Here is a 14,968-nt window from a genome sequence, read left to right on the forward strand (position 1 = left end):
AGAACGTGATGGGAATCCTCATCGCGGCGGTCGTGGTGCTGACCGCTCTCACGCTGTTCAACCTGGTGCTGACCATGGCCCTGGTGCGCCGCCTGCGCCGGTTGGAGGACCCTGGGCATGGAGGGGCGTTCCCCGTGTTCCCGGACCTGGAGGAGGTCCCGGCCGGTAGGGCCGTGCCGGAGTTCACCGCCACGACCAAGGACGGGGTCGAGGTCTCCTCGAAGAAGCGGCTCGGCGACCGGGCGGTGTACGCGTTCTTCGACACCAGCTGCGGCACCTGCAAGAAGCAGCTCCAGCCCCTGGTGGACTTCGCCAAGGACGCGGGTCTGTCCCCCGAGCAGGTCATCGCGTTCGTGGGGCACGAGGACCCCGAGGCCGACGCGGACGCCTACACCTCCGTCCTGGAGGGGCACACCACCGTCGTCATGCAGAGCCTCGGCGACGAGGTCGGCCAGGCGTTCTCACCCGGTGGCATCCCCGCCATCATCCTCGCCGACTCCGGCGGTGTGGTGGTCCGCTCCGGTGTGGAGGTCAAGAACGTCGCGGCCGCCTTCCTGGAGACCTGATGCCCTCGGACGCACACGAGTCCGCCACCCAGGACAGGATGGGCCTGCGCACCGCGTGTGTGCGGGCCCTCCGCTCGCTGGAGATCGCCTGGCGGGCGGCCCCCTGGTCGCTGGCCCTGTACTCCGCCCTCACAGTGGTGACCGGTGTCCTCCCGGCCGGGATCACCCTCTTCACCAAGTGGCTTCTGGACGTCCTCCAAGCCGGTGACGGCGCCGGGGGTGTGCCGGGGCCGCTGGTGGAGGCGCCACTGCTGCTCGTGGTGTTCCTCGGAACGTTCACCCTGGTCTCCGCGCTGTCCGAGTACGTGTTGACCTACCTCAGCTCCCGGCTCAGGCGTGCGGTGGCGCTGCTCGTGCAGCAGCGCCTGTACGGCGCGGTCAACCGGATCGCGGGGCTGCGCCGGTTCGAGGACCCGGCGTTCCTGGACCGGTTGCGGATGGCGCAGACGTCGGCGACCACCGCACCGGAGGAGATCCTCGGGTCACTGTTCGGAACCGTGCGCTGGGCCCTGACGATCACGGGCTTCCTCGGAATCCTCCTCACCATCAGCCCGGTGATCACCGCGATCACGGTCGTGGCCGCCCTGCCGATGCTGTTCGTGCAGATGATGCTCAACCGCGAGCGGGCCGGGATGCTGTGGCAGATGAGTCCCCGCATGCGTCGGCAGATGTTCTACCAGCAGCTGATGCTGGACCCGGCAGCGATCAAGGAGACCCGTCTGTTCGGTGCCGGGGGGTTCCTGCTGGGACGGATGCGCGGTGAGCTGCTCCGGATCAACGACGCCGAGGAGCGCCTGGACCGAAAGATGGTCCTCACCCACGGGCCCCTGGCCCTGCTGGGCGCGTTGGTGTCCGCTGGCGGCCTGGTGTGGATGGTGGCGGGCGCGCTGCGCGGCGAGTTCACGATCGGTGACGTGGCGGCGTTCATCGCGGCGGTCGCGGGGGTCCAGTCGTCCCTGGGCGGCATCGTCGGGAGCCTGACCGGCGCCTACCAGTCGCTGCTGTTGATGGGCCACTACCAGGACGTGGTCTCCGCCCCGTCGGACCTTCCGGTACCGGCCGATCCACGCCCCGTCACGCGGCTGCGTGAGGGAATCGAGGTGGAGGACGTGTGGTTCCGATACACCGACGACGGACCATGGGTGCTCAAGGGGGTGTCGCTGACCATCCCCGCGGAGGGGGCGCTGGCACTGGTGGGACTCAACGGCGCAGGCAAGAGCACCCTGGTCAAGATCCTGTGCCGCATGTACGACCCAACCCGGGGCCGGGTGCTGTGGGACGGGACGGATGTACGCGAGATGGACCTCGACGCGCTGCGGAACCGGATGAGCGCGGTCTTCCAGGACTTCATGTCGTATGAACTGCCGGTACGGGAGAACATCGCGCTCGGGGCCCTGGAGGACAAGGACGACACCGACCGGGTTCGTGAGGCCGCACGGACGGCCGGTGCGGACAGGTTCATCGAGGAGATGCCGCACGGGTACGACACGGTGCTGTCCCGCGTCTTCTACCAGTCGGAGGACGGGGACGGAGACCTGGCATCGGGCACGACCCTGTCCGGCGGTCAGTGGCAGAAGCTCGCGATCGCGCGGTCGCTGATGCGGCGGGGCCGTGACCTGCTGATCGTGGACGAGCCGACCTCGGGACTGGACCCGGAGGCCGAGCGGAGGGTACAGGACCAGTTGCGGACCCTGCGCGACGGGGCCGCGACGGTGATGATCTCCCACCGGTTGGGGGCGGTACGCGGCGCGGACCGGATCGTGGTGCTGCAGGACGGTGTGATCACCGAAAGGGGCGACCACGGGGAACTGATGGAGAGGGGCGGGGAGTACGCCCGGTTGTTCTCCCTCCAGGCCGAGGGGTACACCGGCGACGACGCACCCGGCGCCCCGCCCGCGGAATCCGACGGGGTGATGGCGTGATCCTGGGTACGCTGCTGGGTCTGGTGGTGCTGGTCCTCACCGCCCTTGGGCCGGTGGCATGGTGGCTGCACCGCCACTATGTGGTGATCACCGTGCAGGGCACGAGCATGACACCGACCTACCGGCCCGGGGACCGGGTGCTGGTCCGCCGCGGCCTGTCCGGCCTGGTGACGGGCGATGTGGTGGTCGTGGGCGAGCCCGACCCGGTGACCGGTTGGCGCGAGTCGGACCCGTTGGACGGCATGGTCACCGGCCGGAGGTGGTACATCAAGCGGGTGGTCGCCATGGGAGGCGACCGGTACCCGGTGGAGGTCGGCCTCCGGGGAACCTGTCCGCGAGGGCATGTGGCACTGCTGGGCGACAACGTGCTGAGTTCGGACTCCCGCGACCACGGGTCCTGCCCCGAGAATCAGATCCTGGGGGTGGCGGTCCGACGGATGACACCCGCTCCCGGTGAACCGGAGGCGACGGGTGGATCCCCTCGGGTGTGAGGGGGGATCCGACCAATCTGGGAGGATGTGCCGCCGGCGGCTTCGGTCGGGTCCACCGGTGATTCCTGTGACAACGCCCTGGCCGAGGCGTTCAACTCGCTGTTCAAGGCCGAAGTGATCGTTCCCGGGTCGGGAGTAAACGCCGGGTTCGGTCGCGGCGTCGACTCGGAAAACCGCGTCGCCCCTCGGGATCCAACACGCGGGATTCGGTAACAAACATGGTCTGATGGGATCAGATACCTCTTCCGGTGCGCTGGACCAGGTGTGAGGGGTGAGCGGCTTGGATGTCCTCCGAAGGAACAACGTGACGATCACCGGAGCGGCCGGGGGGCCGACGGTGGTCCTCGCCCACGGGTTCGGCTGTGACCAGAACATGTGGCGCCTGATCGTGCCGGCCCTGGCCGAGCGGTACCGGGTGGTGCTCTTCGACTACGTCGGTTCCGGCGGGTCGGACCTGTCCTCCTGGAACGAGGAGAAGTACTCCTCGTTGGAGGGCTACGCCCAGGACGTGGTGGAGCTGTGCCGGGCACTGGACCTCGAAGGGGCGGTGTTCGTGGGCCATTCGGTCAGCGCCATGGTCGGTGTCCTGGCCTCTTCGGCGGTGCCGGAGCGAATCGGGGCCCTGGTGATGGTGACCCCCTCGCCCCGCTACATCGACGACGAGGGCTATCGCGGCGGTTTCACCCACCAGGACATCGACGAACTGCTGGCCTCGCTGGAGTCCAACTACCTGGGTTGGTCCTCGGCCATGGCACCGGTGATCATGGGCAACCCCGAGCGGCCCGAGCTGGGACAGGAGCTGGTCGACAGCTTCTGCGCCACCGATCCCGGCATCGCCCGGGTCTTCGCCCGGACCACCTTCCTCTCCGACAGTCGCGCGGATCTGAAGGGCGTGGAGGTGCCGACGCTTGTCCTGGAGTGCTCCCAGGACCTCATCGCCCCCCGCGGAGTCGGCGCCTTCGTCCACGAGGCGATCCCCTTCTCCCGGCTGGTCACGCTCGACGCCACCGGGCACTGCCCGCAGCTGAGCGCGCCGCAGGCCACCGCGGAGGCGATGCTGGACTTCCTCGACACCCTGCGGGACAGAGCGTGAACGGGACACCCGAACCGACCGGGGACCGCGGCCCGGCCGACACGGCCCTCGGCGCGCTGCTGGCCCAGGGCGCGGAGGAACTCTACGAGTTCGCGCCCTGCGGTTACCTGTCGACGCTCATGGACGGAACGGTCGTCCGGATCAACGCCACGCTGCTGCGATGGCTGGGCCTGGAGCGCGACGCCGTGGTGGGCCGTACGCGCTTCAGTGAACTCCTCACCGTGGGCGGCAGGCTCTACCACGAGACGCACTTCGCGCCGCTGCTGCACATGCGCGGCCAGGCCAGCGGTATCGCCCTGGAGATGAGGACGTTCGAGGGCGCACGTCTTCCCGTGCTGGTCTCCTCCGTGGTCAAGCACGACAGCGAGGGCGAGCCGCTGCTGATCCACACCAACGTCTTCGACGCCACCGAGCGCCGCGCCTACGAGGAGGAACTGCTGCGCCGCCGCAAGGAGGCCGAACGGGCCCGGAGCGAGGCGGAAGGGGCACAGGCACAAGCCGAGCGGGCCGGGGCCGAAGCCGAGCGGGCGCGGCAGCAGGCCGACACCGACCGGGCCCGTCTGCGGAACACGCTCACCGTTCTGCAGAAGGCCCTCCTCCCCGATGTCCTGCCCGCCGTGCCGGGCATGGAAGCGGCCTCCTACTACCACCCGGCCTCTCCCGACCGGTTGAGCGGGGACTTCTACGACCTCCTCCACCTGGAAGACACGCGCTGGGTGTTCTTCCTCGGCGACGTGCGCGGTAAGGGACCCGAGGCCGCGACCCTGACCTCCCGGGCCCGCTACGCGCTGCGCGCCGCGGCCCTGCACGTCCGCGATCCCGCCGAAGCCCTGAGAACGCTGAACACCGTCTTCCTGGAGGGTCACACCGACGAGGAGGAGCCCCGCTACTGCACCGTCGCCTTCGGCACCCTCGAACCCGGCGGCGACGGCGGACCCGCGCGGGTCCGCCTGGCCTCGGGTGGCCATCCCCCGGCCCTGGTCCTGCGCGCCGACGGCCGGGTCGATCTCCTGAACACCCCCGGAGGGATGCTCGTCGGTGCCCTGTCCGACGCCGACTTCGCCTCCGCAGAGACCATCCTGGAGCCGGGCGACACCCTTCTGCTCTACACCGACGGCCTGACGGAGGCCCGCACGGGACCCCGGCGCGACACCTTGTACGGCGAGGACAGCCTGCTCGCCTTCGCCGAGGAGCACGCACCCTCCAGCCCGTTCGAGGTGATCACCGCCCTGACTGATCTGCTCAGGGGTTTCGGCGAAGGCCTTGACGACGACACCGCGCTCCTCGCGTTCGGTGTCCCCGCGTCCGCGCGTATCGCCGAGGGGAGGGCGGACACCGCCCGGTGATCGGATGACCGGTACGCCACCACAGGGTCACGAGCCGACCGGGACCGGTGACAGGGGCCTGCGGTGTCGGTGGGGTGTGGTTGTCTCGTCCCATGAGTGTTGAGATCGAGCGGTTTCTGCGGTTGGTGGGCGCACTTCCGGAGAGCGCGGCCCAAGAGTCGGAGCGGTACACGACGTTCCGTGTGCGGGGCAGGCCCTTCGGCTACCTGTGGCCGCGCACCGCCACCGTGGGGTTGAAGCAGACCCTCCTGGAACAGACCGCGCTGGTGGCCGAACGGCCCGAGGTCTTCGAGGTGCAGTTCACCGCGGGCGGGTTCGGCTGGGTGGTGGTCCACCTGGACGGGATCGACCTGGACGAACTCAGCGAGCTCACTCTGGAGGCCTGGTACCTGACCGCGCCGGAGGAGCTGCTCGCCGCACCGCCGACGCCGCAGGCCCTGGTCGAAGCCTGATACCCCGGAGCCCGGTCCCGCGGGAGAGGCTCAAGGGCTCTCCTCAGGTGCCAGGGCCCCGGAGGTCAGCCCTTCCCGGGCCAGCCGGGCTGCCTGGTCGGCCAGGGCCGACAGCTCCTTGGCCCTGCGTTCGAGTTCGGCCACGGCGCGGAAGGCGGCACCGTAGCGGCGCTGCTCCTCGACACCCATCTGCGGGATCCGGGCCGCGCGGACGTCGGTGCGGAAGGTGCCGCTCGCGCTGGTGGAACGGCGGGTGTTCACCGGGCTGTGCAGGAATCCGTTGAGGAAGTCGCTGTCCACCCGGTCGTCCGTGGCGCGGAGACGGTTCCCGTCCAGTTCCACCATCCCGGCGTCGATCAGGTCGGAGACCTTGATCTGGGTGCCGGCCACCGGGGCGGTGCCGCCCTCCAGCGGAGGCAGGGTCCCGCCGAGCCCGGTGGCCGCGCGGCGCAGCTGCTCCCGGGCGTCCTCGAAGGCGCGGGGCAGGTCAGTGAGGTCCGGGGCCAGGTGTTTGGCCGGGGTCAGGTCGACCTCGTCGTCGAGCAGGTCGATGAGGGGCACCTCGGCCTCGGTGCTCTCGGAGAGATCCCAGGTGCCGTCGGGGTCGGCGCCGGTGAGGTCCCGCATGCGCACCGAGGAGGCGGTGTCGTGTTCGTGGAGGGGACGGCGCAGCAGCCACAGGTGCACGGGTTGCGAGTGGCCGGCGGCCAGTCCGGCGGGCAGGGCGATGACGCCGGTGAGCAGTCCCCGACGCACCAGCTCCGCGCGGATGCGCCGACCGGTCCTGCGGTAGGCGCAGGAGGTGGACATGACCATCGCGGTCCGGCCGCCCGGTGCGGTGTGGGCGTAGGCGTGCTGGAGCCAGGCCAGTTCGCTCTCGGCCTTGGGGGGCAGGGCCAGCTCCCACCGGGGGTCCATGAGGAGTTCCTCGCGCCCCCAGTCGGTGTGTGAGGGCGGCGGGTCGCACACCACCAGCTCGGCCTGGTGGCCGGTCCACCGGTCCGAACGCAGGGCGTCCCCCTCGCGGATCTCGACCTCACCCGAACCCTCAAGGGCGGCTCGCGCCGACGCGAAGCGGACCGCGTCCGGATCCAGGTCCTGTCCGGTCCGCCGCGCGCCGGGCCCTCCCAACGCGAACAGGAGGGCGCCGGTGCCGCAGGCCGGATCGAAGACGCTGGACGCGTCGGGACCGGTCAGCCGGGCCACCGCCCGGATCAGCCGGGTGGTCGAAGCCGACGCCGCCCCCGCGCGCTCGTTGGAGTTGAGGAAGCGCTCGGTCAGCCCGCGGACGACCTCCGCCGGGGAACCCTCCTCGGCCAGCGTGCGGATCAGGCCGACGGCCGCCTCGCTGAGCGCGCCCGGCCCCTGTCCGTCGAGGAACTCGGCGACGTCCGCCAATCCGCCGAGCATGCGGCTCGGGTAGTCGCCGCGCAGGGTGTGCCACATGCGGACCTCGGTGGACTCCTCGGTCCCCTTGTTCTGGCTGTCCAACCACGTCCGGACACCGGCGAGGGGGAAGAGCGGGCTGGAGGAGGTGCCGCCGGTGGGGGAGGGGAAATCGTCGTGCCGCCGCCGCCAGTTGGAGACGGCGGCACGGGTGACACCGGCCAGCCGGGCGATGTCAGCGGCGGTGATCTGCTGCTCGTCCGTGGTGCCGTGATCGCGGGAGTCCATGCGGTCACAGTACACGGGTGGCTAACTCCGGTTCGGAGGCGGATTGTTTGCTGTGTAAACAAGACACGGATCCGCTGCCAGCGGGGAGGGCGTCCCCTGCCTCGGCCGTCGACCCCGGGTCACGCAGCGCCGAGGCCCAGGTGTTCCAGGTGAGGCCGCGCGGATCTAGAGGACGAGATCGTCGTGGATACGGGCGATGCGCAGTGCGTCCTTCTGCGCGTCGACCAGTGAGGCCAGTGCCGCGTCCTGTTGCCGGCCACCCGCGCTCTCGGCCAGGAGTTCGTCGGCGATCCGATCGTATTCACCGACTCGCCCCAGATCATCCAGGAGGAGCTGGGCCTTGTGGACCCGGCCCGCGTAACCGCGAATCGCCTGCACCCGCCGGTCGGCTTCCGACCGGAGCTTATCGACCGCCTGGACCGCCCTTCGGTGAGCGAGGTTCGCCTGTTCCTGCTCACTGCGCGGGGCGCCGATCCTCAGCAGACCCACCGTCGCGTCCGACGCCTTGAGCAGATCGGAGGCGATCTGCCATTCGAGGTCGTGCAGTACGACGGAGTTGCGTGTGGTGTCCAGCAGTTGCCCTGACCGGTGGAGCGGGGAGTCCAGGACGGCGTCGACCGCGCGCTGCGCCTGGCCCAGCAGACTCTGGTCCTGGCCGGTGAGCATCTCGTACGTGACGTAGTCCCGGCCCGCCGCCTCTGCGAGCAGACGGAGCTGCTTGTTCCGGAGCTCCATTTGTGATTTCGGTCGGAAGTACCACCGGAACATAAGAATAATGAGTGCGACGAGAAGGACGATGATGACGGGAGCCGCTGGGGGAAGCGCTATCACGGCGAAGAAAGCGGAGGCCGAGGCGATCCAGAAAAACCAGCCGGACTTCGACTTGAAATCGATCCGGTCCTGGATCTCCTGCCTGGTGGGCGGTGCTGTGGGTTCGGGGATGTCCGCCCCCGGGCGAACGGTCATCCTGGCGCGCATGGCTTTCTCCCTCGGTGCTTCCGGAGTCCTCCCGTGCTGATCCGGCGGTGTTATTTTCCGCTCTGGTGGTTGATTGATCATACGCCGCTGTGGTTATGGGTTTCTCGGGCGGAAGCGTCAAAAGTGTTCCTGGGTTTTGTGGCCCGGGGACACGTCGGCGGGGCACGGCGCACGGCGCACGGGGTGCGGGTGTCTCGGGTGGACGGTTGGGCGAACGGGGATTCATTCGAGCCTGATGGATGCTGTTGGCGTAGTTAACAGGCTTAGGTGTATGGTGTGTGTACGAGGGTTGGAGGGGTTCGTTCCCCGAGGGGTGCTCTCCTCTCCCGTGGCGGCACCTGTCCTGACCGGCGCGCCTGGCACGCGTTCGGCTGTCCGGGCGGGCCGCATCCCTTCCGGACGACCCGACAACCGGGTCGCCCCCTACTCACACCGGAGACCACCATGACCACTCCCCAGCAGCCCCCCTTCGGCCCGCCCGTGCCGCCTGGTCCGCCGGTGCCCCCGAAGCCGGGCATGTCCACCGGTAAGAAGTTCGGCCTCGGATGCGGCGGCTGCCTCGGTCTCCTGCTCGTCCTGTTCATGTTCGCCGGCTGCGTGTCCGTCCTCAGCGGGGACACCTCCTCGACCCAGGGGGGAGACGCCGGAACGCGTGAGGAGGCCGTGAAGCCGGAGGAGGAGGCCGCCGCGGACGAGGAGGAGCCCGAGGAGGAGGCGGAGCCCGAGCCCGAACCGGAGCCCGAAGGGCCCGCCGCCATCGGTAACGGGGTCCACCGGGTCGGGGACGACATCGAGCCCGGCACCTACTCCACCGACGGGCCCGACCCCGACGACCTCCTTCCGATGTGCTACTACGCGCGGCTGTCCGGCCTGTCCGGGGAGCTGGACGACATCATCTCCAACAACAACATCGAAGGCCCCGGAACCGTGGTGGTCGCCGAAGACGATGTCGCCCTGGAACTCTCCGGGGGCTGCGAGTGGACCCTGCAGTAGCCGGTGCGACGGCTGTTGGCTGCGCTTGCCCCGTGGAGCGCGCGTTGGCGTAGTCGACAGCCCTGGTGCAGATCTCCCCGAACCCCGGCGCCGGGTCTGGGCGCGCGGCCGCGTTGGCGGATACTGGCCCCCATGGCGATCATTTACAGAGCTACCCTCACACCGAACAAGCCGACTCTGATCAGTGCCTGGCTGGACACCCGGCCAGGGTCGGGCCAGGGGCCCGACGAGGTGCTGGGCACCTACCGGTTCGACGACCCGGAGGGCGAGGTCGGCGTGGAGGCGTTCCTGCTCCGGCGCGGGGGCCGGCTGCTCCACCTTCCGCTGACCTACCGCGGCGCTCCGCTCGACGGCCACGACAGCGACCTCGTCGGTACCGTGGAGCACTCCGTCCTGGGGAAGCGATGGGTCTACGACGGAACCGCGGACGAGGTGGCTCTCGCGTGTTTCCGGCGGGCCCTGAACGGCGAGCAGGAGCAGGCGGAGCTGGAGGTCTGGGAGGGCGACCGTCCCGTGGAGCGGAGAGCGCAGCAGGTCGTGGTCACCAGGGAGAACGGCACCGGTGGTGACGACACCGGGGCGTCTCGGGGCGGGGAGCTGCTGCTGCCCCACGTGCTGGACGACGCCCCGGAGGGGCGGTCACGGTTGCGCGCGCGGTGGGCGGACCAGCAGGCGGTGGTCGCGGCACTGGTCTAGCCGGACCGGGGGCCCGGGTCCGGCCGGACCAGGGGCGGGCTCACCGCTCCAGGAGGGCTGAGACGGCCCTGTCCAGGCGGGCGGCCCTTCCGGCCGGGGTCCTGGCCTTCAGCAACGGCAGGACGAGGCCGTAACGGCTGGTCCTGTCGAGTTCGGCGAAGCGCGCGGCCGCTTCGGGCCGAGCGGCCAGGGCCTCGGCGAGGTCGGGTGGGACGGTGGCGTCGCGCTGGGCGGCGTAGGCCGAGTCCCATCGGCCGTCCGCCCGGGCGGCCTCCACCTGGGCCAGTCCGGGCGGTCGCACACGGCCCGCGCGCATCAGGGCCTCCACGCGTTCGACGTTCACCCGCGACCAGGCGCTGCCCCTGCGGCGGGGGGAGTACCGCTGCAGGTAGTGGCGCTCGTCGTGGGACCTGCGGTGGCTGTCGATCCAGCCGTGGCACAGAGCCACGTCCAGAGCCTCCCGCGCGGTGACCGAAAGGGCGCCCGAGCCCTTCTTGGCGATTTTCAGCCAGGCCTCGCCCGCGTCGTGGTGCCGGTCCAGCCACGCCTCCCACGCGGCGGCGTCGTCGAAGTGCATCATCGACCCTGAACCTCCAGGTAGTGGCGGTTGTACATGACGCCCAGCACGTTGCCGAACGGGTCGACCACCGACGCGGTGACGAAACCCGGCCCCCGCTCGGTGAGCGGCGTGTGCGGTGCGGCCCCCAGGGACAGCAGGCGGTCCAGGGCGGCCTCCACGTCGTCGACGTGCCAGTACAGGACCGCTCCGCCCGGGGCCGTGGCGGCTCCCGCCGGGGCGTAGCGCCGGTCGATGAGGCCGAGTTCGGTCTGCCGGTCGCCGATCCTGAACTCGTAGTAGGCGGCCGGCTCGCCGCCGCCGGGGCGCTCGAAGTACGGCTCCGCGCCCAGTACCTCCACGTACCAGTCCTTGGCGGCCTCCACGTCGTCGGCCCAGAAGCTGATGGTCGCGGGTCCTCGCAGCATGGTGGTTCTCCCTGTCGATTCGGTGACAGGAACGATCCTTCCTTCTAAAGTGCTCATCGACTGAGCACTTTCCACGGGAACTTTCGAGGGGGCGCGATGCGCGCGGACCGGCTCGTCGCGGGCCTGTTGTACCTGCAGTCCCGGGGGACGGTGACCGCCGCCGAGCTGGCCGAGGAGCTGGAGGTGTCCCTGGCCACCGCCCGGCGCGACCTCGAGGCCATGTCCGCCGCGGGCATCCCGGTGTACGCGCAGCCGGGGCGCGGCGGCGGCTGGTCGCTGGTCGGCGGGGCCCGAACCGATCTCACGGGCCTGACCGCACCGGAGGCGCAGGCGCTGTTCCTGCTCCTGGGGCCGGCCGCGTCCGGCTCGGACCGGACGAGGTCGGCTCTGCGCAAACTCCTGAGGGCCCTGCCCAGGACCCTGCGGGAGGACGCGGAAGCCGCGGCCGACGCCACGGTGGTCGACCCCGTGCGATGGGGTGAGCGGGACCGGCGGAGCCCCGAAACGCTGAAGGTCCTCCAGAACGCCGTGGTCCGCCGAACGGAGCTCCGCCTGACCTACGCGGGCAGGTCCGGTCAGCCCGGCGAACGCCTGGTCCACCCCTGGGGCCTCGTCGACAAGGACGGGACCTGGTACCTGCTCGCGGGGACCGAACGCGGACGTCGGACCTTCAGGGTCGATCGGATGCTCGGGGTGGAGCCGACCGGTCGTCCCGCCGAGCGCCCGGACGACTTCACGGTCGCGGCGGCCTGGGAGGAGGTCGTCGAGGAGATGGAACGACGGCGTTCACGCACCTGGGCCACGGTCCTCGCCGACGCCGGGTCCGTTCCGGTGCTGAGGTCCCACTTCGGCAGGCACTGCCACGTGGAGGCCGGGGGAGAGGGCGGTGACGGGCGTGTCCGGGTCCGCCTGGCCGCGCCGACCCCCCTGGACATCGCCCGCAACCTCGCGGGGTGGGGTTCGGCGGTCGAAGTGGTCGGGCCGCGCAGTGTCCGGGACGAGCTGGCACGGATCGGGGCGGAGCTCACCGGCCGCTACGCCGATCTGCCCTGAGCCCCCGGGCCCTCGAGCCCTTTTGGGCTCCGGAGCCCGCCCCTTCAGTGCCCGGGCAGATGTGTGATTCCGGAAGAGGTATCGAAAAGTTTCGGCAATCGACGTGGGTCGTGGACCGTTGTGGAACCGGATCTCAGTAGCGTTCCTTTTCGTGTCCCATGAGGGTGCGGATTGATCAGGGAAAACGCCAACTTAATGGTCGTTAATGTTTCCGAAATATTCCGGAAGTTATTGACGAGAGGTCCTGTGGAGCAGATACTCCGTGGCACGGCAATCCGCCACCCCCCGCCGCGCGGTAGGGCACCGACACCCGGTGAGCCTCTCCCAGGTTCCGGAGGTCCCTCCCGTCCGTACCGCGCCGTCCGGCCTCGCAGCCGGGCCACACCAGGAGGAAGCTGACCGTGAACGACATCCCCAGACCCCCGTTCAGCCGCAGGAACTTCATCGGCCTCGCCGGGGCCGGAGCCCTCGCGGCGGCGGCGCCTTCGCTGCTGCTCCCCGGCACCGCGCACGCCCAGACCATCACCGAGAACCAGACCGGCACCCACGACGGCTACTTCTACTCGTTCTGGACCGACGGAGGCGGCTCGGTGTCCATGACCCTGGGCTCCGGCGGTAACTACAGCACCTCGTGGACCGACACGGGGAACTTCGTCTGCGGCAAGGGCTGGAGCAACGGCGGGCGCAGGAACGTGAACTACTCGGGCAGCTTCAGCCCGTCCGGCAACGGCTACCTGTGCCTGTACGGCTGGACCTCGAACCCGCTCGTGGAGTACTACATCGTCGACAACTTCGGGACCTACCGGCCCGAGGGCGACTTCCGCGGCACGGTCTACAGCGACGGCGGAACCTACGACATCTACCACACGATGCGTTACGACTCGCCCTCCGTGGAAGGTGACAGCGAGACGTTCCCGCAGTTCTGGAGCGTCCGCCAATCCACCCGCACCGGAGGGACCATCACCAGCGGCAACCACTTCGACGCCTGGGGCGGCGCCGGGATGCAGCTGGGCGCGTTCAGCCACTACATGATCCTGGCGACCGAGGGCTACCAGAGCAGCGGCAGCTCCAACCTCAGCGTCAGCGGCTAGGAGCCCCGGGTCGGCAGGTCCGGTTGCCGGGGCCCGGGAGTCACCGCTCCCGGGCCCCGGGCCTGTCGACAGCGTCCCGGTACGCCTGCCCGAACCGCTGGGCCCGACGGCGGTCCGGCCTCTGCCCGCGGACGGGGCCCTCGGTCCGGTCAGGGATGGTCGAAGGCGGGCAGCTCCACCACGGGGGCACTCGTGTACTCCACACCGCGTTCGGGCGGGAGGGGTTCGCCCGAGGCCGAGTCGGTGCAGTGGGCGTCGAACATCTCCGCCTCGTCCAGGGGGATCAGGGAACGTGCCCCCAGGCGCCAGCCGCGGACCAGCTTGACCGGGACGGCGACCCCGTGGGGCAGCGTGTGGGAGGTCCGGTCGGTGAAGGTGCGCAGGACCAGGGCGGCGGGGGAGTCACCGGTGAAGGCGGTGTAGAGCCGCTCCGCCACCTCGGGGTGCTCGACCTCGAAGGCCTCTCCCCTTCGGTCGACGGCGGTGGACATCGGGTATCGGGCGTTCAGGGTGAGGATGTGGTGGTCGCCGGGCAGGTCGCGGAGGACGGCACGCAGCAGGGCGTGGGCGTTCGGGGAGAGCATCTCCCCAGTATGTGCCGGTCGCGCAGGCTGAAACGGGTTGTCCACAGGCCTGATCGGGTCGGAGCGGGGCCAGGACCCTGTGTGGGGGGACACCTCTGGTCCCGGCCCCGCCGCCTGGTGAACCGAACAGCCGGGCTGTCGTGCTGTCCGTCCCTTGTGGCTGATGCGCCCGCGGTCGGCGTTCCGGACTCAGGCGTTCGAGGCCACGTCCGACTCCGCCGGGGTCCGGAAGTACTGGTGGGGCTGGAAGACGCAGATGTTGGTCTCGCTCTGCACGTTGGCGTCGGTGACCTCGACGAAGTAGGAGTAGGGGGTCCCGGCCGCCAGGTCGGCCTCCACCCGGACCGAGGAGCGGTTCAGGCCCGCGTCGGCCCGGCCGCGCATGCGCTCGACGAAGATGTTGTCCCACCAGGTCAGGTTCTGGGTGTCGAACTCCCGGGCGGACCCGCCGGTGGACAACCGGTAGATGTAGTAGGCGTCCGGCCCCCGGGACCGGTTCAGCGTCTGCCAGGAGCACTCGAGTTCACCGCCGACCGGCACGGAGGCCAGCTCTTCGCGGGCCGCGGGGCGGAAGGACGCGACCAGCTCGTCGCGGCGGGCGGTGTAGTGCTCGACCATCGAGCGGGAGGCCGTGATGTCCTGGTGGCGCGAACGGCTCTGGACGCTGCCGTCGGTCCCCATCACTTCGATCGTGTACACGCCGCCCGGCAGGAAACCGGTGGGCAGGTTGACCATGTACCAGTAGTAGTCGAGGGTGCGGTCGTAGATGTAGCCGTCGGTGTCGGCCGGTGTGAACAGCTGGTTGGTGAACTCCACCCGGTATCCGTCCGGTCCGCGGGCGGTGATGGAGTGCACCAGCTCGGGGGTGGGTGTACCGGGGGTGGGGTGGAAGGAGACCAGGAACTTGTGCTGCTCCTTGGGAAGCGGGCTCCCGTCGAAGTCCCAGTAGACGTCGCAGGCCATGATGTCGTAGATGCGCAGAGGGCTTTCTTCCACGGTGGTTCTCCCTCGTCGGGGGCGGGTGCCGCCCAGTGTGGGGCGGGGT

The 14,968-nt window shown here is 70.1% G+C and carries 16 protein-coding genes; 10 read left to right on the forward strand and 6 right to left on the reverse strand.

The window, feature by feature from the left end:
• The first annotated feature begins 8 nt into the window (after positions 1-8).
• The 6 genes from D458_RS0106865 (at position 9) to D458_RS0106890 (ending at position 5,870) form a co-directional block, all read left to right on the forward strand.
• Positions 9-566: a TlpA family protein disulfide reductase gene (locus tag D458_RS0106865; RefSeq protein ID WP_017585986.1), complete on the forward strand. Its 558-nt coding sequence runs from the start codon at positions 9-11 to the stop codon at positions 564-566.
• On the forward strand, positions 566-2,488 hold the full coding sequence (locus D458_RS0106870) for an ABC transporter ATP-binding protein (protein WP_017585987.1): 1,923 nt from the start codon (positions 566-568) through the stop codon (positions 2,486-2,488). Before D458_RS0106865 ends, D458_RS0106870 begins: the two co-directional genes overlap by 1 nt.
• On the forward strand, positions 2,485-2,979 hold the full coding sequence (locus tag D458_RS33105; RefSeq protein WP_017585988.1) for a S24/S26 family peptidase: 495 nt from the start codon (positions 2,485-2,487) through the stop codon (positions 2,977-2,979). The genes D458_RS0106870 and D458_RS33105 overlap by 4 nt, the downstream gene beginning before the upstream one ends.
• Before the next feature lie 280 nt (positions 2,980-3,259).
• Complete coding sequence (locus tag D458_RS0106880; protein ID WP_026119062.1) at positions 3,260-4,072, forward strand: alpha/beta fold hydrolase; 813 nt, start codon at positions 3,260-3,262, stop codon at positions 4,070-4,072.
• On the forward strand, positions 4,069-5,418 hold the full coding sequence (locus D458_RS0106885) for a PP2C family protein-serine/threonine phosphatase (RefSeq protein WP_017585990.1): 1,350 nt from the start codon (positions 4,069-4,071) through the stop codon (positions 5,416-5,418). Before D458_RS0106880 ends, D458_RS0106885 begins: the two co-directional genes overlap by 4 nt.
• A 92-nt stretch (positions 5,419-5,510) precedes the next feature.
• A complete protein-coding gene (locus D458_RS0106890; protein ID WP_026119063.1) occupies positions 5,511-5,870 on the forward strand; it encodes an MmcQ/YjbR family DNA-binding protein in 360 nt (119 codons plus the stop codon).
• 30 nt (positions 5,871-5,900) lie between these two features.
• Here D458_RS0106890 and D458_RS0106895 read toward each other — a convergent pair whose 3' ends face one another.
• Together D458_RS0106895 and D458_RS34770 are read right to left on the reverse strand one after the other, a co-directional pair.
• Complete coding sequence (locus D458_RS0106895; protein WP_040702245.1) at positions 5,901-7,544, reverse strand: N-6 DNA methylase; 1,644 nt, start codon at positions 7,542-7,544, stop codon at positions 5,901-5,903.
• A gap of 165 nt (positions 7,545-7,709) precedes the next feature.
• Complete coding sequence (locus D458_RS34770) at positions 7,710-8,522, reverse strand: hypothetical protein (protein WP_017585993.1); 813 nt, start codon at positions 8,520-8,522, stop codon at positions 7,710-7,712.
• 444 nt (positions 8,523-8,966) lie between these two features.
• Between D458_RS34770 and D458_RS0106905 the strand changes: the two genes are divergently transcribed.
• Both D458_RS0106905 and D458_RS0106910 read left to right on the forward strand, forming a co-directional pair.
• Positions 8,967-9,515 carry a hypothetical protein gene (locus D458_RS0106905; RefSeq protein ID WP_239647908.1) on the forward strand — a complete coding sequence of 183 codons (549 nt, stop codon included), beginning with the start codon at positions 8,967-8,969 and terminating at the stop codon, positions 9,513-9,515.
• A 132-nt stretch (positions 9,516-9,647) separates the two neighbouring features.
• Complete coding sequence (locus D458_RS0106910) at positions 9,648-10,211, forward strand: maltokinase N-terminal cap-like domain-containing protein (RefSeq protein ID WP_026119064.1); 564 nt, start codon at positions 9,648-9,650, stop codon at positions 10,209-10,211.
• 40 nt (positions 10,212-10,251) lie between these two features.
• On the opposite strand, the gene D458_RS0106915 is transcribed toward D458_RS0106910, so the two are convergent.
• Positions 10,252-10,791, reverse strand: coding sequence for a YdeI/OmpD-associated family protein (locus tag D458_RS0106915; RefSeq protein ID WP_017585996.1), 540 nt, complete (start codon positions 10,789-10,791; stop codon positions 10,252-10,254).
• Positions 10,788-11,195 (reverse strand): VOC family protein, encoded by a 408-nt coding sequence (locus tag D458_RS0106920; RefSeq protein WP_017585997.1) that lies wholly within the window; start codon positions 11,193-11,195, stop codon positions 10,788-10,790. Before D458_RS0106920 ends, D458_RS0106915 begins: the two co-directional genes overlap by 4 nt.
• Before the next feature lie 96 nt (positions 11,196-11,291).
• Here D458_RS0106920 and D458_RS0106925 point away from each other — a divergent pair, with 96 nt between their 5' ends.
• Together D458_RS0106925 and D458_RS0106930 are read left to right on the forward strand one after the other, a co-directional pair.
• Entirely contained in the window at positions 11,292-12,248 is a 957-nt protein-coding gene (locus tag D458_RS0106925) for a helix-turn-helix transcriptional regulator (RefSeq protein WP_017585998.1), read from the forward strand.
• Positions 12,249-12,649: 401 nt separating this feature from the next.
• Complete coding sequence (locus tag D458_RS0106930) at positions 12,650-13,339, forward strand: glycoside hydrolase family 11 protein (RefSeq protein WP_017585999.1); 690 nt, start codon at positions 12,650-12,652, stop codon at positions 13,337-13,339.
• A gap of 149 nt (positions 13,340-13,488) precedes the next feature.
• On the opposite strand, the gene D458_RS0106935 is transcribed toward D458_RS0106930, so the two are convergent.
• Both D458_RS0106935 and D458_RS0106940 read right to left on the reverse strand, forming a co-directional pair.
• Positions 13,489-13,923: a hypothetical protein gene (locus tag D458_RS0106935; protein WP_017586000.1), complete on the reverse strand. Its 435-nt coding sequence runs from the start codon at positions 13,921-13,923 to the stop codon at positions 13,489-13,491.
• Positions 13,924-14,112: 189 nt separating this feature from the next.
• Positions 14,113-14,919 (reverse strand): hypothetical protein, encoded by an 807-nt coding sequence (locus D458_RS0106940; protein WP_017586001.1) that lies wholly within the window; start codon positions 14,917-14,919, stop codon positions 14,113-14,115.
• Positions 14,920-14,968: the final 49 nt, after the last annotated feature.

Origin of the sequence: Nocardiopsis ganjiahuensis DSM 45031, assembly GCF_000341085.1 — a bacterium.
Lineage (GTDB): Bacteria > Actinomycetota > Actinomycetes > Streptosporangiales > Streptosporangiaceae > Nocardiopsis > Nocardiopsis ganjiahuensis.

What these genes read in the sequence shown, in the direction of transcription:
- D458_RS0106935 (WP_017586000.1), bottom strand. Translation starts at nt 13,923, where the DNA reads ATGCTCTCCCCGAACGCCCACGCCCTGCTGCGTGCCGTCCTCCGCGAC.
- D458_RS0106915 (WP_017585996.1), bottom strand. Translation starts at nt 10,791, where the DNA reads ATGATGCACTTCGACGACGCCGCCGCGTGGGAGGCGTGGCTGGACCGG.
- D458_RS0106865 (WP_017585986.1), top strand. Translation starts at nt 9, where the DNA reads ATGGGAATCCTCATCGCGGCGGTCGTGGTGCTGACCGCTCTCACGCTG.
- D458_RS0106890 (WP_026119063.1), top strand. Translation starts at nt 5,511, where the DNA reads ATGAGTGTTGAGATCGAGCGGTTTCTGCGGTTGGTGGGCGCACTTCCG.
- D458_RS34770 (WP_017585993.1), bottom strand. Translation starts at nt 8,522, where the DNA reads ATGCGCGCCAGGATGACCGTTCGCCCGGGGGCGGACATCCCCGAACCC.
- D458_RS0106920 (WP_017585997.1), bottom strand. Translation starts at nt 11,195, where the DNA reads ATGCTGCGAGGACCCGCGACCATCAGCTTCTGGGCCGACGACGTGGAG.
- D458_RS0106925 (WP_017585998.1), top strand. Translation starts at nt 11,292, where the DNA reads ATGCGCGCGGACCGGCTCGTCGCGGGCCTGTTGTACCTGCAGTCCCGG.
- D458_RS0106910 (WP_026119064.1), top strand. Translation starts at nt 9,648, where the DNA reads ATGGCGATCATTTACAGAGCTACCCTCACACCGAACAAGCCGACTCTG.
- D458_RS0106905 (WP_239647908.1), top strand. Translation starts at nt 8,967, where the DNA reads ATGACCACTCCCCAGCAGCCCCCCTTCGGCCCGCCCGTGCCGCCTGGT.
- D458_RS0106895 (WP_040702245.1), bottom strand. Translation starts at nt 7,544, where the DNA reads ATGGACTCCCGCGATCACGGCACCACGGACGAGCAGCAGATCACCGCC.
- D458_RS0106870 (WP_017585987.1), top strand. Translation starts at nt 566, where the DNA reads ATGCCCTCGGACGCACACGAGTCCGCCACCCAGGACAGGATGGGCCTG.